This window comes from Negadavirga shengliensis, from assembly GCF_042652345.1.
Lineage (GTDB): Bacteria > Bacteroidota > Bacteroidia > Cytophagales > Cyclobacteriaceae > Negadavirga > Negadavirga shengliensis.
In genome coordinates this window covers 1-22,076 of the sequence record NZ_JBHSJJ010000002.1, presented here as the reverse complement: position 1 = coordinate 22,076, position 22,076 = coordinate 1, and the positions used below count along the sequence as shown (strand labels likewise).

The 22,076-nt window shown below is 44.1% G+C and carries 19 protein-coding genes; 9 read left to right on the top strand and 10 right to left on the bottom strand.

Translation table 11 applies throughout. The features are described from left to right. Positions 1–56: 56 nt before the first annotated feature. The 4 genes from ACFPFU_RS03190 to ACFPFU_RS03175 all read left to right on the top strand — a co-directional run bounded on the left by ACFPFU_RS03190 (position 57) and on the right by ACFPFU_RS03175 (position 4,054). Positions 57–2,039 carry a glycoside hydrolase family 97 protein gene (locus ACFPFU_RS03190; protein ID WP_377061443.1) on the top strand — a complete coding sequence of 661 codons (1,983 nt, stop codon included), beginning with the start codon at positions 57–59 and terminating at the stop codon, positions 2,037–2,039. 55 nt (positions 2,040–2,094) lie between these two features. Beyond that, the gene (locus ACFPFU_RS03185) at positions 2,095–2,601 is read left to right on the top strand and encodes a DUF6678 family protein (protein ID WP_377061441.1); all 507 of its coding nucleotides are present in this window, start codon (positions 2,095–2,097) and stop codon (positions 2,599–2,601) included. Between the two features lie 75 nt (positions 2,602–2,676). Then, complete coding sequence (locus ACFPFU_RS03180) at positions 2,677–3,441, top strand: NAD(P)-dependent oxidoreductase (protein WP_377061439.1); 765 nt, start codon at positions 2,677–2,679, stop codon at positions 3,439–3,441. 226 nt (positions 3,442–3,667) lie between these two features. Then, on the top strand, positions 3,668–4,054 hold the full coding sequence (locus tag ACFPFU_RS03175) for a VOC family protein (protein WP_377061437.1): 387 nt from the start codon (positions 3,668–3,670) through the stop codon (positions 4,052–4,054). A gap of 119 nt (positions 4,055–4,173) precedes the next feature. Here the strand turns inward: ACFPFU_RS03175 and ACFPFU_RS03170 are convergent, their stop codons facing one another. The 3 genes from ACFPFU_RS03170 to ACFPFU_RS03160 all read right to left on the bottom strand — a co-directional run bounded on the left by ACFPFU_RS03170 (position 4,174) and on the right by ACFPFU_RS03160 (position 8,544). Further along, positions 4,174–5,406: a DUF3999 family protein gene (locus tag ACFPFU_RS03170; protein WP_377061435.1), complete on the bottom strand. Its 1,233-nt coding sequence runs from the start codon at positions 5,404–5,406 to the stop codon at positions 4,174–4,176. Then, positions 5,390–7,744, bottom strand: a complete 2,355-nt coding sequence (locus ACFPFU_RS03165) for a DUF2339 domain-containing protein (RefSeq protein WP_377061433.1) — start codon at positions 7,742–7,744, stop codon at positions 5,390–5,392. Before ACFPFU_RS03165 ends, ACFPFU_RS03170 begins: the two co-directional genes overlap by 17 nt. Positions 7,745–8,193: 449 nt before the next feature. Further along, the gene (locus tag ACFPFU_RS03160; protein WP_377061431.1) at positions 8,194–8,544 is read right to left on the bottom strand and encodes a winged helix-turn-helix transcriptional regulator; all 351 of its coding nucleotides are present in this window, start codon (positions 8,542–8,544) and stop codon (positions 8,194–8,196) included. Between the two features lie 113 nt (positions 8,545–8,657). On the opposite strand from ACFPFU_RS03160, the gene ACFPFU_RS03155 reads away from it, so the two are divergent. The 3 genes from ACFPFU_RS03155 (at position 8,658) to ACFPFU_RS03145 (ending at position 10,439) form a co-directional block, all read left to right on the top strand. Continuing rightward, positions 8,658–9,551 carry a pirin family protein gene (locus tag ACFPFU_RS03155; protein ID WP_377061429.1) on the top strand — a complete coding sequence of 298 codons (894 nt, stop codon included), beginning with the start codon at positions 8,658–8,660 and terminating at the stop codon, positions 9,549–9,551. Between the two features lie 193 nt (positions 9,552–9,744). After that, a complete protein-coding gene (locus ACFPFU_RS03150; RefSeq protein WP_377061427.1) occupies positions 9,745–10,119 on the top strand; it encodes a nitroreductase family protein in 375 nt (124 codons plus the stop codon). Further along, complete coding sequence (locus ACFPFU_RS03145; protein ID WP_377061425.1) at positions 10,050–10,439, top strand: RidA family protein; 390 nt, start codon at positions 10,050–10,052, stop codon at positions 10,437–10,439. The genes ACFPFU_RS03150 and ACFPFU_RS03145 overlap by 70 nt, the downstream gene beginning before the upstream one ends. A 564-nt stretch (positions 10,440–11,003) precedes the next feature. On the opposite strand, the gene ACFPFU_RS03140 is transcribed toward ACFPFU_RS03145, so the two are convergent. From ACFPFU_RS03140 to ACFPFU_RS03110, 7 genes are all read right to left on the bottom strand, one after another. Beyond that, on the bottom strand, positions 11,004–12,284 hold the full coding sequence (locus tag ACFPFU_RS03140; protein WP_377061423.1) for a serine hydrolase domain-containing protein: 1,281 nt from the start codon (positions 12,282–12,284) through the stop codon (positions 11,004–11,006). 150 nt (positions 12,285–12,434) lie between these two features. After that, positions 12,435–12,614 (bottom strand): SelT/SelW/SelH family protein, encoded by a 180-nt coding sequence (locus tag ACFPFU_RS03135; protein ID WP_377061421.1) that lies wholly within the window; start codon positions 12,612–12,614, stop codon positions 12,435–12,437. 188 nt (positions 12,615–12,802) lie between these two features. After that, entirely contained in the window at positions 12,803–13,189 is a 387-nt protein-coding gene (locus ACFPFU_RS03130) for a VOC family protein (RefSeq protein ID WP_377061419.1), read from the bottom strand. Positions 13,190–13,313: 124 nt separating this feature from the next. Then, positions 13,314–13,874, bottom strand: a complete 561-nt coding sequence (locus ACFPFU_RS03125) for a dihydrofolate reductase family protein (RefSeq protein WP_377061417.1) — start codon at positions 13,872–13,874, stop codon at positions 13,314–13,316. A 298-nt stretch (positions 13,875–14,172) separates the two neighbouring features. Beyond that, positions 14,173–16,593, bottom strand: a complete 2,421-nt coding sequence (locus ACFPFU_RS03120) for an ABC transporter permease (protein WP_377061416.1) — start codon at positions 16,591–16,593, stop codon at positions 14,173–14,175. A gap of 223 nt (positions 16,594–16,816) precedes the next feature. After that, positions 16,817–19,225, bottom strand: a complete 2,409-nt coding sequence (locus ACFPFU_RS03115; protein ID WP_377061414.1) for an ABC transporter permease — start codon at positions 19,223–19,225, stop codon at positions 16,817–16,819. Positions 19,226–19,670: 445 nt separating this feature from the next. Next, positions 19,671–21,026, bottom strand: a complete 1,356-nt coding sequence (locus tag ACFPFU_RS03110; RefSeq protein WP_377061412.1) for an ATP-binding protein — start codon at positions 21,024–21,026, stop codon at positions 19,671–19,673. A 250-nt stretch (positions 21,027–21,276) separates the two neighbouring features. On the opposite strand from ACFPFU_RS03110, the gene ACFPFU_RS03105 reads away from it, so the two are divergent. Together ACFPFU_RS03105 and ACFPFU_RS03100 are read left to right on the top strand one after the other, a co-directional pair. Further along, a complete protein-coding gene (locus ACFPFU_RS03105; protein ID WP_377061410.1) occupies positions 21,277–21,549 on the top strand; it encodes a DUF6364 family protein in 273 nt (90 codons plus the stop codon). 5 nt (positions 21,550–21,554) lie between these two features. Further along, the gene (locus ACFPFU_RS03100; RefSeq protein WP_377061408.1) at positions 21,555–21,950 is read left to right on the top strand and encodes a type II toxin-antitoxin system VapC family toxin; all 396 of its coding nucleotides are present in this window, start codon (positions 21,555–21,557) and stop codon (positions 21,948–21,950) included. Positions 21,951–22,076 lie beyond the last annotated feature (126 nt).

Sequence of the window (22,076 nt, the reverse complement as noted above, 5' to 3'; positions counted from 1 at the left end):
GTAAAAGAAAACCAATCAAGTATATTGTTGCTGCATAATTTCAATATCAGGAGACCATGAAATTCTTTCTTACCCTTCCACTAATTATTTTGCTTTTCATTGCAGGGCCTGTATTCCCTCAAAAAAACATCCAGTTGGAATCGCCTGACGGCAATATCCTGTTTTCGTTCAGCATCACGGAAAAAGCGCCTGTTTACCAAGTGGCATACAAAGGGAGCATACTTATAGAAGATTCGGAATTGGGTCTTTCTTTTAAAGAAAAAGGTGATTTCGGGCCGGGCCTGCATTCCCTTGGCCCGCTTTTTACTGAGGTTGATGAAATGTACGATCTGGTGGTAGGTAAGACAAAAAGTGTGCGGAACCAGTACCATGAAGTTATTATTCCTTTAGTCGAAGGAAGCGAGGCAAAACGACAGATTAACCTGGTGGTACGGGTCTTTAATGACGGGCTGGCCTTCCGGTATGAATTTCCTGAGCAAAAAAACTGGTCAGTATATACGCTGACAGAGGAAAACAGCACTTTTAACCTATCGGGAGACCCCACCGTATACACCCTTCTTTTTGAGAATTATACCCACAGTCACGAGGGACCCTATCATATGCTTCCACTCAGCCAGGTGGAACCGGGTCTGCTTATGGACATGCCTGCGCTGTTCGAATTCCCGGGAAAAACTTACATGGCCATAACCGAAGCTGCTTTGAGAGATTATGCCGGTATGTATCTGGTCAAGCATGATGGTATCCTCAGGAGCCAGCTGTCTCCGCTTCCCGGGCAAAATGAAGCGAAGGTGAAAGCAAGTTTGCCTCATCGCACGCCTTGGCGGGTAATGATGATCAGCGGCCGGATCGGTGCTCTTATTGAATCCAATATGCTCACCAGTTTGAATGAGCCTGCCAGAATGGAGGACTTCTCCTGGATAAAGCCGGGAAAGACCACTTTCCACTGGTGGAATGGGGATGTGACGCCCGACACGACTTTCGCGCCCGGAATTAACTTTGAGACAAATAAATACTATATTGATTTTTGCGCCCGCAACAACATAGATTACCATGCTGTGATCGGATATGGGGGCATGGCCTGGTATGTGCATGACGGTACGGATTATAGTACCGCCCGGGTAGACGATGGTGTGATCAGGCAGGTGCCGGGACTGGATATGCAGCTGGTTTGTGATTATGCCAAACAGAAAGGAGTGGGGATTCATGTATGGGTTCATTGGGAAGCCATTTACCCCAAGCTGGAGGAGAATTTTGCCCAGTTCGAGAAATGGGGCATAAGCGGAATGATGGTGGATTTTATGGATCGGGACGATCAGGAAATGGTGAACATTCAGGAAGAAATTTTAGCCAGTGCAGCCAAACACAAGCTTTATATCCAGTTTCATGGCTCTTTTAAGCCAACAGGCCTTAGCCGGACCTATCCCAATGAGTTCACTCGTGAGGGCACCTTAAATTATGAAGTCAACAAATGGAGGAAAGAAGGGTTAAGTCCCGATCACGACATTATCATGCCCTTTACACGCCTGCTTGCCGGGCCCACGGATTATCATTTAGGTGGATTCAGGGCCGTTCCCGAGTCTGAGTTTAAGACACAATATACCCGGCCTCTTATGGTGGGTACCCGATGCCATATGCTTGCCATGTACGTGGTACTGGAAAGTTACCTTGCTTCCTTATGCGATTATCCTGCGGCTTATGAAGGTCAGCAAGGTTTCGGTTTTTTGAAAGAAGTGCCAACCACCTGGGACGAGACCCTGGTGCCGGATGCGGAAGTTGGCAACTATATTACAATTGCACGCCGTAAGGGGACTGACTGGTATATCGGCAGCCTGAATAATGGTGAGCCAAGGACCATCAAAGTGCCGCTGGATTTTTTGGCGCCTGGTGATTATACTGCCGAAATTTATACCGATGCGCCGGATGTTGCACAAAATCCCAATCACCTGATAAAACAGATTCAAACAGTAAATAGGAACGATGTGCTTACCTTGAAACTGGCATCCGGCGGCGGACAGGTAATGCGGCTGGTAAGACAGTAAACCGAGTTCCGCTACGGAGCATCTAAAAAGTAGTTTTTAAACATCAGGTTAGGTTATGAATATTGAAGAAAGACAAAAACTGTACACTTATTTTGATGGAAAGGATCATGTTACGGAAAGAGAGAAGTACAAATACTTTAGCGAAAACGACCCCCATATCCTGAATTTGAAAAAACAGGTAGAACGCATTGTCCATCAAAAAGGCTTAGCGCCGATCATGAATGATACGAAATGGATGGAGCTCCAGGAATCAGTGAAGAAGTTGCCATTTCCACCTCCTTATATCCAAAAGCTTGTGCTGGACGAGACGGATTATAAAAAGTTGATATTAAGCGATGCTCCACAATATTTGGGAGATTGGACACCATTTTACAATGAAGGATTGCCGTTATTTTTTGAAATCGAGTGGATGAAAATAAGACCACGCTATGCCCGGTACAGGGGGCGCTTGGTTAAACCCGAAATACTTGATGAATCCGGACAATTTGAGCAGATACTGAAAGAATGCTTTATACCTTACGAAGAAGATAGCGGAACCTTCACCATATTCGGGTACAAATAAAATGCCGCTGTATAGCGGTTTCGGGAATAAATAATATATCTTGAAATAATTGGCAGTGCATCAAATCTTATGTGTATGACAACACTGATAGTCGGAGCAAGCGGAGCAACTGGGAAATTGCTTGTAGAACAATTGTTAAAAGCAGGGCAAAAGGTCAAAGTGATTGTCCGCCCCACAAGTAATTTTCCGGATGCCTGGAATAACCATGACCGTATCACCGTCATCCCATCCAACGTCACAGAAATGAGCGTGGGCGAGATAGCAAGACATCTTGCGGGCTGTCAGGCAATTGCCTCCTGTCTTGGACATAACCTGACTTTGAAAGGCATTTTTGGGAAACCCCGAAAGCTTGTGACCGATACCGTGCGGCTGTTATGCAAAGCGGCGTTAGAGAGTACTCCTGAGAGGCCCATTAAATTCGTCCTGATGAATACGGCCGGAAACAGCAGTGTAAATGAGTCTGTTTCAGTAAAGGAGAAAATGGCGGTGGCTTTGATCCGGTTGCTCCTGCCACCCCATACCGACAACGAAAAGGCGGCGGATTACCTGTGGAACAGCATTGGTCAACAAAACCCGCTGATGGAATGGGTGGTTGTCCGTCCTGACACCTTAACCAATGAAAGGGAAGTAACCGAATATGCCGTACAAGCTTCCCCCACCAGAAGCGCGATATTCAATCCGGGAAAAACAAGCCGCATCAATGTCGGGCATTTCATGGCAATGCTTATCACAGATGAGGACTTGTGGGAGCAATGGAAAGGGCAGATGCCGGTGATCTATAATATACCCAAAACCGCCTCGCCCATAAAAATTCATAGGCAGGAAGTAGGTTTATTTTAATAATATATAAAAGTTTATTTTACTAATGTAAACTATTGCGATTTGATGGAAGCATGACTAAAGGCCAACATGATCCACTTCCCTACATGAAACTGTCCTGAAACCGGTTAAAACTTTTAGGGAATATCCACAAAGCAACCCAGGTATTAGTGATGGGATTGATAGTGCAACTCCTTGAAATTCATTATCTTTGGTTAGGTCTGTAAATTTTAAACTTCTAACAAATATGAACAAGGTAGTACACTTCGAAATCCCCTCAGACAATCAGGACCGGGCAAAGCAGTTTTATTCATCTGTATTCGATTGGGATGTACAGGATATGCCCGGGGAACAACCCTATACGTTTGCCATCACCTCACCGGTAGATGAAAATTATATGCATAAAGAAAGTGGTGCCATCAACGGAGGCATATTCAAAAGAGAAGCGCCGGTCACCAACCCCATCATCACGATCGAAGTACCCTCCATCGATGAGCACGCCAAAAAAATCGAAGCCGCAGGCGGCAAAATGGTCGTAGAAAAAGGTGAGGTGCCGGATATGGGATATTATGCCTATTTCAAGGATAGCGAAGGTAATCTAATGGGTTTGTGGGAGAATATCCCTCGAAAATGATTAAGGTATTTTATCTTGTGCCATAAGTGATTGTACCCATACAAGGGTCAAGATAAAAATGATAGTCGAAGGTTCATAAGGACGGTGTTTATACGGCCAGGGGCAAATTTACTGATTGGTCATTTTTTCCGCATCATTTGAAGAGAAAACCAGCCCAGCAATGCAATAATGACAACCATAATGCCCCATAGCCAGGCCTTGTGCTCAAAAAGGGCAGATGATGCTTTCCCGGCCGTTGTTTCCATTGAAAGCTCATCCCCTAATGTCAGTTGAGACAGCTCTTTTGGGATATTGTCGGTAAAATGTTTGATGTCATAGGATGGTCTTGTCGTCTCTTTGTTTCCATAAACCAGGAAATAGGACGCGGGTTCCGTAAAACGGACGGCCAATTCATGGACATATCCTGTTACATGGATGCTGTTGATGTTCAGGGGCCGGTTGCTTTGATTGTGAATGAATACCTTAAGCTTCTGTGATACCGTGCTGCTGAATTTAAATACATTGTCTTCAAGGGAATTCAATGTCTCCGATGTAAGTGTCCTGTAGTTGTATCGCCAGCCTTCGGAAGTTTGAAAGCTGTCGGCAAGGTATTGGACCGTTACCGGCCGGTAGTAGTCAAATTCATCTGAAATAACCATTTGAAGTTGACTGACAGGAACAGGTAACGGGTACTCCAGGTCAATTTCCGTTTGCCTGGTTTGCTTGTTTTCTTTGTTTCCCGTGATCTTAAAAGGATACTTTCTGAATACCCCTTCGGTAATTTCGCGCTGGGTAATACGGGCAGTGTTCAGTCTGGGCTTTTGATCACTGTCAATTGACAGCCGGAAATAGCGATACACTGAACGGGGGAAGGTAAGTTGGGTAAACCGAAAATCCGTCAGGTCGTTTTTAATGGACAGTATCCTGTAATCCGAGACGATGGTGAACCATTCCCGCTGGTCCTGACTGCCTTCTAAGCTAACCTTCCAGTCGAAATTGTTCTGTTCGAAGTCCAGTTGGATTTGGTTGACCGGCTCGCTAGTGGGAACTTCAAAAGTAAAATAATAGCCCCTATCGTCCCGGGATGCATTGAGCATTCTGAAGGCGATTTCTTTGGCATCAACCTTATCCGCTTTTAAATCAATCAGATAAGGCGCTTCAATGGTGTCATTGCTATTGGTAAAGCCGAAAACCCGGATGTCTGCCAGGTCATTTGAAACCTTTCCGAAAATCTCATCCGGCAAGACGATTTTATGCCATTGTTCGGATATTCCTTTCAGTTCCCGCTTATGGCTGTATCGCTCCATTTGTCCATGGGCAAACGAACATACAAAAAGCAGTAAAAAGGAACAGGCTTTAGTGTACTTTTTCATCCGAAATGATATGCTTGTACTTGTTGTAAAGAAAAGAAATAATCAACAGTAAAACCCCCAATGATAAAAATACGATTATTTTCGCTATGGTATCAAGATGGGAGATGTCGTAGAAAAACAACTTAACGAGTGTAAGACCAAAAAGGGTTATGGCCCCGATCCGCAGGTGTTTTTTCTTTTCCCATATGCCTAATACAATCAGAAACAGCGCATAAATTCCTCCGAGAATACTTAGCCCTAATTTGTAGGATTGGGTGGATTCGGCGATGTCCATCCAGTGGATCAGTTCGCTGCAGGCAGTCCACAAGACTGTCGTGTGCAACAAAAGGTCAAAAGCGATTTTCACATCAGCCCGGTCCTGGTGGAGGAGGGTGTACTTATAGGCACTAAGAAACGGCAGGGCGACAAATGCAAATGAGATATACCTGATCACCAGATTGAAAATACCGCTTTGGCCATAGAATGAGAATGTCTGCTCCAGATGGCTTTCGCGCAACTCACTGAGTTCAAAAAGCCCTGTTGTCAAAAAAGCCAGGACAGCAATGGCAATCAGGCCCAGACTCACCCATTCCAACGGCTTGCTTTTCCATTTTTTGAAATTCACAAAGGCCAGCAGGGACACAAAAAGCAAGGAGTAATTGATAATCCAAATGGTTTCAAACCTTAATAAATCCGTATTTCCAAACTGCAGGAAAATTTCCCGGTCTTCCGGAGGGCTAATGGCTTGGGATGCGATGTACAGCTGGTTCCAGTAGTAGGATATTTCGAAGCGAAAGGCATAATAGATGGTGAACAGCAATATCGAGGGAAGGGCAAACGAAACAAGTTTGAAGAGAGAATGCTGCGGCTGCCAGGCAGGGGGATACTTTTTGCTACGGTTCAGTATATTGATAAACCCGAACGTGCTGATAAATAGGGCAGAGGTCAGGAAGTAGATGTTAAATAGAGGAGGCGTCCAGACCTCTATATTTTCGGAATTATAGGCATTGTATCCAAGGGACCAGTCGTGGAGGAGGCTGAAAAATGCCAAAACCATCAAGGGATGGGATACTTTTTCATAAATAGGGATACTTTTTGTTCTCCCGATCCAAAAAAGCAACGCCGCTTCCCCCACCCAAAGTAAGCTCACCCAGTTCCCATCCAGCTGAACAGGGATGGTGATGGTAATAAAAACCAGCACCAATCCGGCTACCAGATAGAGCAGGTTCCTGTCAGCGAGTTTTTGGTGATAAATGACGAAGCTGACAAAGAAATGAATGATTGCATTGCAAAGCGTGAATACCCCTAGCAAGTGGTGGCCTGTGTTATGATCTTCAAGAGTGGCATAGCCGATACCATAAAAGATAAAGGAGTTGGCCAGTAGTAGGATGATATCGTTCACTTGAAACGTTTCTTTCCGGAGAAGTTTATAGGATAAAAATGTCAGGTAGAATATGGCGAAGAAGATGGAAAGAAAACCGAGCGCCAACTCAAACTGGTCTTCCAAGCGATAGTTAAACAAATACCAGGAAAGGTATATCAGCCAGGTCAGGCCAAACGAACTGTAGTACAGGGGTTTCCAGTATTTTTTGAAAGCAATGGCAAGAATACCGCCATTGATGATGGCCATATAGGTGAAGAGTGTAGCTACATTTCCTGATCCGTCACTTAGCAGAAACGGTACCGCATAAGCGCCTACCAGTCCGATATGGGCGATGAGCTGTTTGTTGTAAGTAAGGGCGGCCATTACGGTAAATGCCGTGAATATGACCATAAGCATAAAGGCCAAAAGTTGGGGAATAAGGCCATAGAAACTATACGCTGAAAAAGTGATAAAATACATGATCGCCATGGAGCCACTCAGTAAAACGGCACTGAAGTCCTCGTACTTCTTTTTGAGTTTTATGGCAAACCCAAGCAAACCGATACCAACCAGGTACCCCAGAATAATTCTGGTCAACGGCCCGATAAGCTGGTTATCGATGGTGTATTTGGCGCCTATGCCTACCCCTACGATCGTAATGGCTATCCCGATTTTATTGATCAGATTTTCCCCTATAAACTTTTCAATATCCGATTTGGTCTTACGCGGCTTAGCAGGAAAGTCCCAGTTTGCGGGGAGAGGTTTTAGCTGTTTTTGAGAGGATATGGAGCCGGTGGTTTTTGCTTTCCCTTCATCAAAAGACATAGTCGCGGCCGGTTTATTGCCTGTTTCAGGTGCTTGTTGGATTTCCGGCCCTTTCAGCTTGTCAATTTCAATTCGTAAAATGTCTATTTCTCTCAAAAAGTCTTCTTGTCTTTTTAAAAGTGCTTCCAACCTATCGGTGAGCTTGTTGATTTCATCTTGTTGATCGCTCATGTTGTTTTTGAAAGGTGTACAAAAAACTGGATAATATACCTGGCGGAGTTTTAATGCCCGTTTTGTTCCCGGTGGTAAAGTAAAACTAAAGTAGTAGAAAAATGCGAAATATTTAAATGTTTCCTAAAATCCGCAATCCTCCGTGTCGTATTTATTGATAATCAGTAAGTTATTAAAATTAAATGGGTGAAACCTGGAGGGTTTTATCTCCACAAGAATCAGCAGATAATATGAATTTACTGCGGGTTTTAGGTATTTGAAAGAGAGTGGGGGCTGTGATCACAGTGCCGTACCATTGAGAATAGAATTAGCTTCGAAAAAAAATAAAAACTAATTATTCTTGATGCTTTTTATCTGAAAGAATATTTTCTCAGGCAGCCACTATTGATAATTGTTTGCGATAAAGTTGGTGTTTCATATGGAGAGGGTTTTGAATTATACAATAACCATTATTTTCCGATAATGACTTTCCGGTGTTCAGTCCCCCAATCCGTCAGGCTGTCAATGATGGTCTGCAGGGATTTGCCATAGGGTGTAAGTTGGTATTCCACAGTTACTGGCTGGGTGTCCAAGACGGTTCTTTTGACAAGCTTATTCATTTCCAGCTCCTTCAGTTCCTTGCTCAACATCTTGTTGGAAATACCGCTGACATCGTTTAGTATCTCCGAAAAACGCCTTTTGTCGTGGTAGCACAAAGAAGCAATGATGGATATTTTCCATTTACCGCTCAGGACATACATAGCATCATGGATGGCCATTAATTTTTTCTTACAATCGTTTTGAAGTTTATTGTCCGCCATAAGTTACCAGGTTACCTCAAAGTTACCATTACTTTTTGTTACTAAGTGTCTAAAATAAATAAAATATCGTAATTTAGCAATGTCCAACCGGAAAAATATTAAAAAGTGGATCAATGAAAAATTCAGTAACCAATATGATACAACGAAAAATTGAGCAGGTGAGTAACCACTCACTTCAGCAAGGATTCTTGGGAACAGGACATCAGGCGGCCCAAATAGTGGGAAGTCAGGGTTTTGAATTTACAGACCCTTTTGTTGTCCTCATGGATGACCAGCTTAATTTGCCTGGAACTGAAATTGCAGGCGGACAACACCCACATGCGGGAATTGAAATATATACACTCGTTTTGGAAGGAAACGATGAAATTTTCCGAAAGGGAAATATGGAGTTGATGACGGCAGGAAAAGGCGTTGTTCATGCAGATGAAATTAAAGAGAAAACACAAGTGCGCATTTTACAGCTTTGGGTTTCCCTACCACCGGAAAAACGTTGGACAGCACCTTTTTTACAAAGTATTGATTTGGAAAATGTACCAACTTTAAAGGCCAAGGACAGCGTAATTCGGGTTTATAGCGGTAATGCCTTTGGGTTATCATCGCCACTGGTAAACAACACACCGATTACCATTGTTGATTTCAGTTTAGCTGAAAATGTGGAAGTCACACAGCACATTCCGTCTTCTTACAATGGTTTTATTTTCGTGTCAGAAGGAAGTGTGTTTGTTGGCGACACGGAAATTAAAGCAAATCAATCGGGTTGGCTAAACAAATCAGGTCAAAGTGGAGAGAGCGAAATAACCTATAAAGCAGGTAACGAGGGAACAAGATTTGTATTCTACGCAGGAGAACCGACAAATGCACCCATTGTAAGTCACGGCCCGTTTGTTGCCGATACACAAGACGAGATACGAGGGCTTTACCGGGCGTATAGAAATGGAGAAATGAAACACATCAAAACCCATCCATCGAGACATTTTACGTCAAAACAGGGGAAAACGATAAACTAATAACCCCTAAGGACACGGCGGACAATGGCTATTCAAGATACGACGGACTTGCCCGCCGGGAAATTATTTTCTGCTGTCGCAGTTGGTTGGGGCAGCCTGGGACAGCTATGACGAGGAAAGAGTTGGTGATGTACTATTGCAGACTTCAAGAGAAAGAGGTTTACCCGACCATAAGGCAACCGATTATAAAAAGATGCTATTGGACCTGTATGAACCTATGGGGAAAGAATGGCAGGAAAACCGCTGTGTCAAGCAGGCCTACATTTCTTTTACGCTGGCCCTTGCTGCAGCCGCAGAGCAAAAAGTAGATGTAACACCAATGGAAGGTTTTGACAACACCAAAATGGACGAGTTTCTCGGTCTGGAGGAATTGCAGCTAAAAAGTGTGGTGATCATGCCGATAGGTTATCGGGAAGAAGCAAACGATTGGTTGCTAAACCTGAAAAAATGGCGGACACCGAAAGACGAGTTTGTTACTGAATATCCTGATAAAGATAAATGGAAAAGCGAATTATCAATCCCTGGCAGTGGCAAGACCAGCGTGGGTATGCCCAGGCAGTTGAAGTAAGGCGGGCTGAAAGCACACTCTACATTTCAGGGCAGACCGCAACCAATGCCGAAGGCAAGTCGAGCGCTGCTGATATGCGGACTCAATTGACGGCAGCCCTTCAGAATTTGGAACTCGTAATACGCGAAGCCGGTTACCGCCCCGATGGTATCGTTAAGCTGAACGTCTATACCACTTCTTCAGAGGAATTTACGGGATGCTTTGATGTATTCCTGGATTGGGCTACCAAGCATGGTGTCAAGCAAACCAGTACCTTGCTGGAAGTCAAAGGACTTTTCGAAACCCTGAAAGTAGAACTGGAAGCTGTAGTGGTGAAATAACTGAGAGTATTGAGAAGTGAGCACAAGAACAAAAATCGCATTGGTTACCGGCGGTAGCCCTGGCATTTTTGTGTACCGATGATGCACGTTGGATAAACGCACAACGTGTCGAAGTTTCGGGCGGACAATCTTTGTAGTGATTGTTAACGTCGAATCAGTATATTTAACATGAGTTTCATTCAAAACTCTTAAAACCCCATTTCCGATTCCCGCTATGATGAGGATTGCTATTTTAATATGTGTTTTATTGCCGTTTGCTTTTCAAGGATGCAATTTGGAGGAGGATGATAATGAAATGGCGCAATATGATTCGGCTGGTGCTGCTTTATACTTTCAAAATAGAGCTCCACTAATTGAAAAGCCCTATTTGGAGCTGACCCTGGGAGGCGGGTAATTTAATTTTTATTTTGACATCAGCTCGGGGTTACAACGTTTAATTTCGCTCTTCCTGTTTCAGTTTGCTATTATCCTTCATTCAATTGAAAATGCACGATCTGCAATATGTATCCGACAAAAGACATCATAGGCAGCTTATTTTTCATTCACTTTTTAATGTCAACAGGCTTATTCTCTTTTCATCTGGTAGGGTATATAGTTTTCCCATTGCCATGGCGTATAAATATCAGCTATTGCAATTTCTAATGTTTCTTTAAAGATGCTCTCAGCATTGTCACTGTTCGATAGTATTACCACGCCGGTCCCCTTATCTGGAAAGATGATGCTGTAATGTTGAAACCCGTCATCGTGCCCTTCTTTAAAAGCTCCGGGTCCGTGAGGCGATTGCAGCAGCCCCCATCCCAGTCCATAACTCAACTGTATGTCGTCATTCTCATCGGATTGTTCGAGTGATAAAGGACCAAACTGCGCTTTGGTCCGAATCCGGAAACTTGGATTTAACATCATTTTTGTTATTCCGGACCCTTGTTTGTACAGTTGCATAATGTGTTTTACAAAAACCGAATAGTCGATCAGATTGGTTTCCATAGAACCTGCTGCCTGCGCTTCATCCCGTCTGTTTTTTTTAATTACATTTTGGTTTTCCGTATGCCCTTGGCAATACTTGCTTTCAAATTTTTTCTGCCACACGTAACTCGTGTTTCTCATTTGAAGTGGGTCAAAAACTTTCTCCTTTGCCAATTCCTCAATCCCTTTTCCGGTAATGTGCTCAATTACATACTGCAATAGCATAATCCCCTCTCCTGAATAGAAATATTGGGTACCAGGGTCAAAATAAATTTTAAGCTTCTCCCTGTTTTCCGGGTCATTTGGCCTGGGTATCCAACGCCAATTTTGAAATCCGGCCGTATGAGTAAGGCACATCCGGGCGGTGATTTTTTCATATCTTTTATCATTTTCCAAATCCTGAAAACCACGCCATTTATGCTCCGGTTTTAACGCATATAAAGGAAATTCAAGGTATTGCTGGAGAGGCTTATCCAAATCGATAACACCTTCATCTGCCAGGATCGTAACTATGTATCCGAAAACAGCTTTGCTAAATGACGCGCCATAAAACGAATGGTTAATCTGGAGGGAAGTTTTCTTTCGTTGATTGGCATATCCGAAAGCCTTTCTAAAAACAATTTGATTGTCATTAAGAATGGCAATAGCCAGACCGGTCACCTTGGCTGAATCCATCAATGATCTGATCTTTTCCTCCAGAAGGAAAGCATCTATCTCAGAACCATCAATTCCGGAAATCACAGAACGGGTCGAATCGGTTAATACAGCGCTATCATATTCAAGTCTTTCCTGTAATAGCTTTTCTGACTTTTCATTTGTCATGCATGAAGTTAGCATGAGAATAAAAATCAGTAATACAAGTAGGTAAAATATGCTGTTCATCTTTTACATGGTTTAAAGGAAAAAAAGCCGTCTTCCAATGTGGATTTCTCCCAAAAGTCCAAAAAAATCGGAACGGTTGGATAAGCACTTGCGGTTTTTAAAAAAGTTTTCCATTTGGAAGCGGGATGGTATAGAACTGTCGTGTCACGGTTAATATTCTTTCTTTTTTCCAATGGAATGGCCCAGTAATTTGTCAGGGGCAATCCCGTGGCGAACCAGTTGAAGTTTGGTGATTTCGGGAAAACACTCCATGCCTTCCCTTGACCAAATCAAAACCCCATTGGCTTTGATAAAATATTCTCCCGTACCCTGGGCGCAGGTTGAGTTCATGAAGCTCTTGTTCAAAGGTGGTCAAAAGTTCCTGCCCCATTCAAGCTGCTCTCAACAGCTAACGGCAGTAAGCAAAATAGTGCGTTTCAGCCTGATTTGTCATCCAAATGGTTTTTTATATCACCAGCAGGTCCAGCTTGTCACGGCCTGCCACGGTCACTATCTGGGCAGGCTGTGGCGACCCACCCTCACCTCATCGAATGTATCCCAAAAGCGTTGCCTTCGGTGTCCTGGCATATGGAACAGAAGCCGTATTCGCCAATGGAAAACTTGGGCTTCAGGATTTTTCCGCCAGCGTTTTCCACCCGGCTCTCTTCACTGCAGTCCTCGCTGGTAAAGTAGGTCATGGTACCGTTTCCACCGGACGGCACGCCATTGGCTTTTACGAGGGCCCCACTGGCATTGGTGAGGTTTTCCCCACCCGGAAAAAATGTCATTTCAAACCCTTCCTGCCCTTCGGGCATCGGTGCGTGCTGCATGGTAAAACCAAATACGGTTTCGTAGAATTTTTGGGCGCGTTCCATGTCCTGGACATAGATTTCCACCCACGAAAAGGGATTTTGTTGTGGTGTCATGATGGATTTGGATTTTGGTGTTTACAAGATAAGATTTTTCTATGAAAATCAGCAGAGAAGCGCTCAAAGCACTTGATGTATAGCCACTGATACAGGCAGTAGAGCTTTAAGCTCATTAGAACATTTATTGCTTTCTTATTTCGTAACACAGTTCCACCATTCCACGTTTGTAGGCTGTCACGTCTTTCAAGTGCAATGCTTGTTCTTGTCCTATATGGCCATAAAATGGTATTCCTTCCCCTAAAATAACTGGCAAAATTGATTGTCGTATTTCGTGGGCCAAGTTTAAACGAATAAATTCTTTGATAAGCATTGCCCCTCCGACAATCCAAACATTCCTGTAGTTTGGTTTTAGTCGTTCATTGACAAGTTTGTTCAGATCGCCCGAATAAATTTCGATGTTCGGTCTGACGATCGACAGCTTTCTGTGAGTTACTACAATTGTCGGCACGTTTCCATAAGCCCAACCATAAGATCTTGAAAGTTCCAAAGCATGTTCGTAGGTTCGCGAACCCATCACATAGCAATCTATTGTTTTAAGAAATTCCTCAGCGGCAGGTTCAGCAATTCCCTTCTCATAGTAGTCAGATGTTTCAAACCACGAAACACTATTGTCCTTTTTGGCAATAATCCCGTCGAGGCTTGAAACCATATGTATCGTAATTTTAAAGGCGTTTTCCGTCATATGATAGTATGTGTTATTAGCGATTCAGGCCTTTTGGTCTTGTGTCTTTTCCACGATTGTTTGCAATTCAACTTCCCAACCCAGCAGCCATGACAACCACGACAATCCCGACAACAATCACAACAATAACACCCCATTATCCACCATCCGCCGCGGCCACTCTAAGCGGTCCCGCACTGTCCCAATAGCCATTTTAGGTCTATCTGCGATGATCAGCCTGATCAGCGTCATCCGCGTTCCATTCCCGCTACCCGCTTCTCAAGCTATCCATCCCGATTTCCGGTGGTTTCGTCCCTGCTCACTCCGATCGCAGTGACTCAACGGGATTCGCCAGCGCCGCCTTCAAAGACTGCAAACTCACTGTAAGCAAGGCAACAGCCAATGCCACCAGCCCTGTTGCCAGAAAATACCACGAGCCCACATGTATCCGGAAAGCGAAATTGGAAAGCCAGCTGTGGGAAAGGTAGATGCCAATAGGGACCGAAATGACCACTGCCAATAGCACCATTTTTCCCATGTCGCTGGAAAGCAGCCGGACAATACTCCAGTTGCTGGCACCTAGGGTTTTGCGGATGCCGATTTCTTTGGTTTTGAGCTCGGTCATAAACGCCGCCAGCCCATAGAGACCCATGCAGGCTATAAAGAGGGCCAGCAAGGCAAATGATACGATGATCCTGGAAGTTCTCTCTTCCTTTTCATAATTCCGCGTAAAATCCTCATCCAAAAAGGAATAGGTAAATGGCTCGGATATTCCTGCCGACTCCCATACATCTCTGGCTTTATCCAATACCTCGGATGTATTGCCGGGGGAGAAATTGGCAATAAGGTGTCCCCCACGGTTCCCCCTTTGGAAACCAAAGGGTTCAATGTGGCGATGCAGGCTCGTAAAATGAAAGTCCCTGACAATCCCGATGATTTCGAAGGTGTATTTGCCATCCAGCCATTCGTAATGGACCCGTTTACCGACCGCGTCGTCGACGGAATACCCAAATTCCCTGACCGCGGATTCATTGAGGATGATCAAGGGAGCTTCTGCAGTGAGCTCCTGGGTAAAGGACCTCCCGGCGATCAGCTCAAATCCCAGGGTCTCGATAAAATCATCTCCGACAAAGGCATGCCTGACATGGACGACATCATCCACCGTTTTGCCATCCGCATAATACATCATATCTTCCAAGGATTCTATCCCCGGATAAGTGGATGCCACCGTTACCGAATGGATTCCCTGGTTTTGAAGCAGGCCGTTTTTCAAAGTCTCATAACTCGATACGGCTTTTTCGGTGCGGAGGGGGATCACCAGTTGTTGGTCTTTGCGGAAGCCCAAATCACGTTCCCTCACAAATTCTATTTGTCCTTTGATCACCAAAACCATTAAAATCAGACAGGCCGAAATACAAAATTGGGTCACGACCAACACTTCTCTGAGGGAAAATCCGGACATCCTGCCCTTGAAGCGTCCCTTCAGCACGGTGACCGGTTGAAATCCGGATAAAAAGAAAGCGGGGTAGGTTCCGGCCAGCAACCCAGCGGCCACACACAGCGCCAATGCTGCCGCCCAGGGTTCCCAATGGGTATGGCCCATAAGCTCTCTGCCGATCAGGCCGGAAAAGTAAGGAAAGGCCAGCACCACCAGGATTGCGGCAAGACCAAAGCCAAGCAACGCCACCAGGACCGACTCCATCAGAAACTGCCAGACCAACGGCCCTCTTCCGGCTCCCAACAGTTTACGTATCCCTACTTCCCTGGCCCTCCGTTCCGAGCGGGCGGTGGTGAGGTTCATAAAATTGATGCAGGCGATAAGAAGAATAAATAAAGCCACTGTGCCGAAGACATAGAGGGTGGTCATATTGCCCGTCCTTCCCAACTCAAAATCAAGACGGGACCGAAGATATATTTCCTGAAATGGCTGGATAAATACGGTTTTTTGGATGCCCAGGGCGTTCATATCCGAAGTTGCCCGCCGGTCGTAGTAAGCCTTCAATTTGCTCTCGAATTGATCCCGGTCAGTCCCGCGCAGGAGTTTCACGTAAGTGTAAAAAATATTGTTGCTTGCCCAGTTGGTCCACTGTCGTATGATGTTCCCGAAATCTTCATTTTCCATAGACAGGAAAAAGTTGGCGTCAATGTGTGAATTGACCGACTCGGCTTCAAATACGCCGGTGACCGTATAGTCGAAGTTTCCGAAAGGAAGACCTAAGATCAGAGACTGTCCGATCGGGTCTGTTTCTCCGAATATCTTATCAGCAATACGTGACGATAAGACGATACTGGAGGGTGCTTTGAGCGCAAGGGAAGCAGTACCCCGGACGAAGGGAAGTTCCACCACATCAAAAAATGAGGAGTCTGCATAGTATCCCTTGTATTCATAAAACTGCCTTACCTCTTCGCCGGATTCGTATCGGAGCAGCATCTGATCCAGCTCTGGAAATTTCATCAGCCTTGCAGACGCCTGCACCTCTGGAAAGTCCTGGGCCACGGCAGCAGATATGGGGGCCGGCGTGCCCGCCCAAAGGGAAAGAGTTCCCCCGGCATTGGTGGCAATCCTGACGATCCGATCACCGTCGGGAATATCCCTGTCTACCGCAAGTTCGTCATAGATAAACAGGCCGATCAGCATACAGGCTGCCAGCGCCACACCCATTCCCAGTACGTTGATCAGGGTAAGGGACCTGTTGGTGCGCAGGTTTCGCAAGGCAATTTTATAAAGATTTCTTAACATGGATATTGATCGTTAGTTATTAGATATTTGGTCCTAAGTCGACCGACCGACTTGATTCTTCGATAAGGATAGAACGCGGATGACACGGATTGTGCGGATCTGCGCTGATTATCTGTGATCATCAGCCTGATCGGCGTTATCACCGAGGGCAGGCAGGTGCGTTCCATCCTTGCTACCCGCTTCTCCAACTATCCAGCCCAATTTCCGGGGATTCCGTCCCTCTTCACTCTGATCGCAGGGACTCAACGGGATTGGCCAGCGCGGCTTTTACCGACTGGAAGCTTACGGTCAGCAGCGCAATGATCATCGTCAGCAAACCGGTTCCTAGAAAATACCACCACTCCAGATCGATCTTGTAGGCGAAATTATCCAGCCAGTTTTTGGTCATGTAGAAACTGAGGGGCAGCGCTATGACGATGGCCAGCAGTACCATTTTAGCAAAATCCCCGGACAGCAGTTTGATGATCTTCCATTCGCTGGATCCCAGGACTTTCCGGATACCGATTTCTTTGATTTTTCGTTCGGCTGTGAAAGCAGCTAATCCAAATAGGCCGAGACAAGATATGACAATGGTAAGTCCAGCAAAATAACGTGAAAGTATGGATACGCGTTTCTCCGCCGTATAGAGTGCCTGGTAATCGTTATCCAGGAACTGATAATCAAACTCAAGCCCAGAATAATATTGATGATAAAGCTCCTGAAGCTGTGCAATGGTTACACTTTCTGTTCCGGCTTTGATCTTCGCCATGATATTACTTGAACGGAGTTCCAATTGAAAGAGGCAAGGTTTTACTTCTTCATAAAGGGATTCATAGTGAAAATCTCCTGCCACTCCGATAATTTCTTTCTCCTGTCCCCACACCTTGATGGTTTTGCCTACGGGGTCAGAAAGTCCCATGGCGTCGATTGCGGCTTTGTTTAATATGACTTTTGATCTTTCCGAGCTAAACTCTCTTGAAAAACTTCGCCCATCTACCATTTCGATACCCAAGGTTTTAATAAAATCGTAGCCCACTTGCAGGTTACTAAAATTGAGTTTTTCATCATGGTCTCCTGGCTCCCAATCAACACCGGAGAGTCCTCCATGATTACCTGTCAGGTCATGGTAGTAGTTGGATACATCTACAATTCCGGGTATGTTTTCCACTTCGTGCAGGAAAGCTTCCACTCGTTTTTCCCAAATTCCACCTTCCATCAAAAAGTCTGGATCGTCTTCAATTTTCATTTCCATTTCAAAATGGAGAATATTATCCCGGTCGTATCCCAGGTTTTTGGTTTGTACAAATTCAATTTGTTTATACACCACTCCTACGAATGCAATCAATATTACAGAAATCACAAACTGAAAAACCACCAACCCTTTCCGGGTCCACACCTCCTCCATAGAAGTATTCAACTTTCCTTTCAGCACCGTAACCGGATTGAATCCGGACAGATAAAATGCCGGATAGCTACCCGCTACAAGTCCTGTAACATACGTAACGGCAAGTAGCGACAGAATCAGATTACCATCCCATGCAAGCTCTAGGTGTTTTCCGGTAATCGCATTGAACCGGGGAAGAAAAAGTTCAACAAGCAGAATTGCCATAAACATCGATACCAAAGCCATAAGCATTGACTCTCCAAGATATTGAGCGATTAGCGTTTTCCGCCCTGCACCTACTGCCTTCTTAACCCCTACTTCTTTCAATCTCCGGGAGGCCTTGGCCGTAGACAGATTCATGAAATTGACACAGGCAATCGCCAGAATGAAAATGGCAATGAGGGAAAATAACCTAACATACTCAATCCTTCCTCCGGCCTGCACTCCATTTTCAAAGTGGTTGTAGAGATACTTATCCGAATATTTTCTGACAAATAGGCTGGAAGTATGGCTTTCATCCTTTGTCCGGAGGAAACCCGCGATTTTGTCATTGAATTCGGAAATATTTGTGCCGTCTTTCAGCAATAGATAGGTATATGGGTCGCTATTTCCCCAACTTTGCAAACCGGGCCGGTTTTCAAAGAATAACTCGTAGTTGAAAACCAGGTCAAATTGTTCGGAAGCATTAAGCGGAATGTTTTTAAAGATACCCATTACGATAAATTGCCCGTTCATGGTCTCATGATCCCATGCTACTGTTTTGCCGATCACGTTGTCTGTAGTATGAAATAACTTCATCGCCAGTTCTTCCGAGATAGCAATGTTATATTTGTTGTTGAGTAGCTGATTTTTATCTCCCTGTACAAAATCATATGAGAAAATCTGAAAGAAACCGTTACCTACATACTGCCCTTTTGTTTTGACTCGGGTTTCTTCAAAAGAAAGAATACCTGTATCGGGAAACCAGGAGGCGGGAATCACGGATATTGCAGATTCCACCTCGGGCATTTCTTCAGCCAGTGCTTTGGCCAATAATCCGTGGGTAGATTCAATAGTTCGAATTCCATCCGCATTGGGAATATTTTGCATAACCTGATACAAACGAACGTCCTTTTCGTTGAAATGATCAATACTCAGCTCATCTTGCGCCCACAAAAAAATGAGCGATGCACAGGCCAAACCGGTTGATAAGCCTATCAGATTGATCAAAAAAGTGCTTTTGTCTTTCTTGAAGCTTCGGAAGATGAGAAGGAGGTTGTGGCGTAGCATATGGGTAGCGTGAAATTTCTCCGTCTGTCAAAACACGATTTCTGTGCCAGTAAAAAAGTCCTTGAACAGGACAGATAAGTGATTTTTTCCTCATCAAAGCTTGATTTTCCGAACAAAAATGACCGCTGGCGGGCGATTTCGGAATTTACGGGGTATTGGGGATGTGGGACTTTCTTTAGTTATTTGCGTCGCAAAGTTATTGTCTGTGTTGTCAGGATCCTATCGGATCGATCCATTGTTCCAGATGCTCGGGAAGATTACGGGAGGAATGTCGGCAACGGATCCAATTTACGGAATCAAGGCGGATGAGACAGGCAGATACGGATGGCCTGCGTTAGGCAAAGATACCTGCATCGTTGGTCGGAATCTACAATGATCCCGATGAATCGGGAATAACAGGAACACAGTTCCCGGACAACAATGACAACCTTTTTAACCATAGGAATTAAAGTTCCTGCTGCACAAACCATTCGATATACCGTGGCAAGGAAGTCCCGGCATAGTAAGGCAAATTCATTAACAAATACGGTTTTTGGCCTGGCGTCACCGCTTTTTCAATATTGAAAGCACCTGCATACATACGTATGGCATAAGGATGGCCTGCTGCATCAATGAACTGGTGAAGTGATTTCAAACTGCCCGTGCTTCCTGATTTTATTTCTATAGGAATAACCAAATTCTGATAGGAATAAAGTAAGTCAACCTCTGCATTTGATTGAGACTTTTCCCTTACCCAAAAATTGGGTTTATGTGCAGAAATACTTTGAAGAGATATAAGTTCCTGAGTTACCAAATGGGGTATAACAGCACCTTTGTAAGCACTGTTCAAATCACTCATAGCCAACATTTCCAATTGGATGCCAAGAGAGTAGTTGACTAAACCGGTATCTAGAAATTGCAAACGCGGTGACTTCTTTAAATCGGTTTTTATAGGAGGCTGTAAGTCCGTTGTAGGATAGATCAACCGTATAATTTTTGCGTCGTCAAGTGTCCTGAATGCCTCTCCTACCTCCCTTGATCGATAGTTGGAATTACCAAAACCCTGAAACTTGACACGTTCATCAAGATAAAGTGGGGCGGTGTCCATCAGATGCTTGATGATCTTCCTTTCCGTATCATTAGATGTATACTTCTCTACATCATTTTTATATGTCCCCCAAATACTTTCGTATGTTTTTGCTAAGTCTGAAAGGTTCTGTTGCTGAACATCCATTTTAATCACTTCCGGCATCCCACCGATAATTGCATAACGATGAAAAGCAGTCATCAACAACTTATGGGCGACTGGTTTTATTGGGACAAATTGCAGATACCTTAATAAATCCTGTTTACCTGTAGCTTCCAGATACTCTTGGAAATTTAACGGATGGAGATATAGAAACTCCACTCTGCCCACCGGAAAGCTTTGTACCTTTTGCATCGCAAACTCCAAAAGAGAACCGGCGCTGATTACATGAAGTTCCGGTAATTCTTCATAGAAGTAACGCAATAACTGAATAGCTTTTGGGCTTTCCTGAATTTCATCAATGAAAAGAAGTGTACTTGCGATGGCAGATGAGGGAATAGCATGTGCTAAAAACAGTGCTTCTAAAATCGTTTGAACATCGTCAAAATCTTCAAAATAATGCCTATCGCTAAGTTTTTCCAGATTGAGAACAATTCCATATTGATATGTCTTGGCAAAATCCCGAACCAGCGTCGTTTTCCCAACCTGACGCGCTCCCCTAATGATCAGCGGTTTACGGTTGTCACTTAATTTCCAGCTATTAAGATAATTTTCAGCGTTTCTTTTAAATGACATAACAGGAATGGTTTTTCAGAATTGTAACAAAACCAACCCAAATTTATTTATATTTTGTAACAAAACCAATCCAGAATAACCTATATTTTGTAACAAAACCAATCCAGTAGAAGTGCAGTTATGTATTTGGGCTTCTTAGACTCCCCGTTTTCCACATCAAAGCCTCTTTATGTCTGCTAAGTAGGAGTCATTGACTTTTCTACACGTATTATGTATATTCATGCGCATAATGTGTTTATAGCATGTCCCCATGAGAAAGCGGCTCAACATCACGATCAATAAAGACCTGGTCGAAAAAATGAAGAAATATGCAACGCTCCGGGAAACCAGTATTTCCCACATTGTCGAAGAACACTTTGAGGCGTTATTAGAACGGCCATCCACGCTTCACAAAGAAATGTCTCTTGTGGAATATGTGAAAACATTGCCAAAATCAAAGGTTGCTTATCCAAAGGATTTTGACTTCAAAAAGGGGTATTATAAATCCAAAGCCAAGGGATACGATGAGCAAAATCCTGTTTGATGCCAATGTTCTTTTGGATTTTTTTCTTGAGCGAAACCCCCCAACCTGAAAAAATAGAAAGGCTGTTTAGTCTGATTGACGACAAAACAGTAGAGGGGTATGTAACCCTACCCATACTTCAGATTTGTGCTTATTATTTGACATCAGTAAATGGGGTTGAAGTAGCCAAGGAGATTTTGAAGATGGTTGTTTTGAAGTTCCAGCTATTGGAAGGTACTGCAAAAACAGTATTGAACGCCTTAAAATCCAGGCAACAGGACATTGAAGATGCCATTCACTATTTCATTGCCCTGGAGAATGAAATGGATGCGATAGTTACTTGGGATAAGGAATTTATCAAATTGTCTTCCCCTTATTTACCCATATACAGTCCCGCTTATCTATTGAGGGATTTCGGGTAAGAGGACTTTTGTGATTTAGTCCATAGTCGATGGACTATAGATCGTGGTTCAACTTGATTCTTCGATAAGGATAGAACGCAGATGACGCGGATCTGCGCGGATTATCTGTGATTATCAGCCTGATCG

Bases quoted from the DNA above. Each gene is read 5' to 3' on its own strand.
- ACFPFU_RS03140 (WP_377061423.1), bottom strand. From the start codon at position 12,284: ATGAACAGCATATTTTACCTACTTGTATTACTGATTTTTATTCTCATG.
- ACFPFU_RS03115 (WP_377061414.1), bottom strand. From the start codon at position 19,225: ATGCTACGCCACAACCTCCTTCTCATCTTCCGAAGCTTCAAGAAAGAC.
- ACFPFU_RS03145 (WP_377061425.1), top strand. From the start codon at position 10,050: ATGGAAAAGCGAATTATCAATCCCTGGCAGTGGCAAGACCAGCGTGGG.
- ACFPFU_RS03155 (WP_377061429.1), top strand. From the start codon at position 8,658: ATGAAAAATTCAGTAACCAATATGATACAACGAAAAATTGAGCAGGTG.
- ACFPFU_RS03190 (WP_377061443.1), top strand. From the start codon at position 57: ATGAAATTCTTTCTTACCCTTCCACTAATTATTTTGCTTTTCATTGCA.
- ACFPFU_RS03110 (WP_377061412.1), bottom strand. From the start codon at position 21,026: ATGTCATTTAAAAGAAACGCTGAAAATTATCTTAATAGCTGGAAATTA.
- ACFPFU_RS03120 (WP_377061416.1), bottom strand. From the start codon at position 16,593: ATGTTAAGAAATCTTTATAAAATTGCCTTGCGAAACCTGCGCACCAAC.
- ACFPFU_RS03160 (WP_377061431.1), bottom strand. From the start codon at position 8,544: ATGGCGGACAATAAACTTCAAAACGATTGTAAGAAAAAATTAATGGCC.
- ACFPFU_RS03125 (WP_377061417.1), bottom strand. From the start codon at position 13,874: ATGACGGAAAACGCCTTTAAAATTACGATACATATGGTTTCAAGCCTC.
- ACFPFU_RS03105 (WP_377061410.1), top strand. From the start codon at position 21,277: ATGAGAAAGCGGCTCAACATCACGATCAATAAAGACCTGGTCGAAAAA.
- ACFPFU_RS03175 (WP_377061437.1), top strand. From the start codon at position 3,668: ATGAACAAGGTAGTACACTTCGAAATCCCCTCAGACAATCAGGACCGG.
- ACFPFU_RS03135 (WP_377061421.1), bottom strand. From the start codon at position 12,614: ATGAACTCAACCTGCGCCCAGGGTACGGGAGAATATTTTATCAAAGCC.
- ACFPFU_RS03100 (WP_377061408.1), top strand. From the start codon at position 21,555: ATGTTCTTTTGGATTTTTTTCTTGAGCGAAACCCCCCAACCTGAAAAA.
- ACFPFU_RS03150 (WP_377061427.1), top strand. From the start codon at position 9,745: ATGCTATTGGACCTGTATGAACCTATGGGGAAAGAATGGCAGGAAAAC.
- ACFPFU_RS03170 (WP_377061435.1), bottom strand. From the start codon at position 5,406: ATGAAAAAGTACACTAAAGCCTGTTCCTTTTTACTGCTTTTTGTATGT.
- ACFPFU_RS03180 (WP_377061439.1), top strand. From the start codon at position 2,677: ATGACAACACTGATAGTCGGAGCAAGCGGAGCAACTGGGAAATTGCTT.
- ACFPFU_RS03165 (WP_377061433.1), bottom strand. From the start codon at position 7,744: ATGAGCGATCAACAAGATGAAATCAACAAGCTCACCGATAGGTTGGAA.
- ACFPFU_RS03130 (WP_377061419.1), bottom strand. From the start codon at position 13,189: ATGACACCACAACAAAATCCCTTTTCGTGGGTGGAAATCTATGTCCAG.
- ACFPFU_RS03185 (WP_377061441.1), top strand. From the start codon at position 2,095: ATGAATATTGAAGAAAGACAAAAACTGTACACTTATTTTGATGGAAAG.